The following is a 1240-nucleotide window of genomic DNA, read 5'->3' as shown; positions in this document are numbered from 1 at the left end:
AGGCGGCGAACTCCAAGCCGCTCTCTGGTCGGCACTTATCAGTCTTTACTTTGACTAACCACCTATCTCTCACAATAGCCAATTCGGGCGAATTCGGCACTGGGGCCCCAGCGATGCGGAGCTCTACCGCGAGAGCACCAAGCGTCCCGAGGAGTTCCGACTCGCTGCGCCGAGTCTGTGGAGTGGGAGGAGCCACCGACGCTCCACCCGTACGCGCAGCTTCTCGACGAGGTATCCCGGTTCGCACGAGCCCTCACCGAGCGAGGCGTTGCTACGGGTGCCCGGGTCATCTACATGCCGACAGAGAGGATGATCGCCGGTTGTCACGCTGAAACAAGTCAAGACAGCTTGAGGGTCGGCTTGTAGATGTCCATCCACGCCGCGACGTCGAGTGCGCGCTCGAGCCCACGTCGCGACATCGGACTGACCTGTGGGGTATCAACCGACACTGCCTGGGACAGCCAATCTGGACTGATCAGGCCGAACACGGGGTGCGAGCGGTCGCCGAGTAATTCCTTGCACTGCTGCTGCAATACGACAGCATATTTCGGATCCTGGGTGGATGGGTAAGGCGATTTCACGCGATCGATCACCGACTGCGGCAGCACATCCTTGGCCGCTGCCCGCAGCAACGACTTCTCCTTGCCGTCGAATGTCTTCAGCGACCACGGCGTGTTGTATACGTATTCGACCAACCGGTGGTCGCAGAACGGTACACGAACCTCGAGGCCGACGGCCATGCTCGCACGGTCCTTGCGATCGAGCAGGATTCGGACGAATCGCGTCAGATGCAGATAGCAGATCTTACGCATCCGCCATTCGAAGTCGGACTCGCCGTCCAGCCGATCGATACCGGCCACGGCGGTGTTGTACGAATCCTGCACGTACTCAGCCATGTTCAGCCCGGCCATGACCTCTGGGGTGAGGATGTCGCGATCGTCGCCGAAGTGATCGTCGAACCGCACGAGCCACGGAAAGATATTCGCCTGCCGCACCTTCGGATCGAAGAACCACTTGTATCCGCCGAAGACCTCGTCGGCCGACTCACCGGACAGTGCCACCGTGGAGTGCTGCCGGATCTCCTTGAACAGCAGATACAGCGAGGTGTCTATGTCCCCTATCCCCTCTGGAATGTCGCGTGCCCTGAGCATGTTCCTTCGCGCGGCAGGGTCCGCCAGAAGCTCGGAGTCGAGCACGATGTCCTGGTGGTTGGTCCGGGACCGACGGGCAACGTCGTGGA

The 1240-nt window shown here is 60.9% G+C and carries 1 protein-coding gene; it reads right to left on the bottom strand.

The window, feature by feature from the left end:
• Positions 1-338: 338 nt before the first annotated feature.
• Positions 339-1240 (bottom strand): asparagine synthetase B family protein (locus RM2_RS23165; RefSeq protein WP_139277940.1); only part of this gene is annotated, 902 nt, incomplete at its 5' end.

The sequence above is a fragment of the Rhodococcus marinonascens NBRC 14363 genome, from assembly GCF_001894885.1.
In the GTDB taxonomy this organism is placed as follows: domain Bacteria; phylum Actinomycetota; class Actinomycetes; order Mycobacteriales; family Mycobacteriaceae; genus Rhodococcus_F; species Rhodococcus_F marinonascens.
This window is presented reverse-complemented; position numbering and strand designations above follow the sequence as displayed.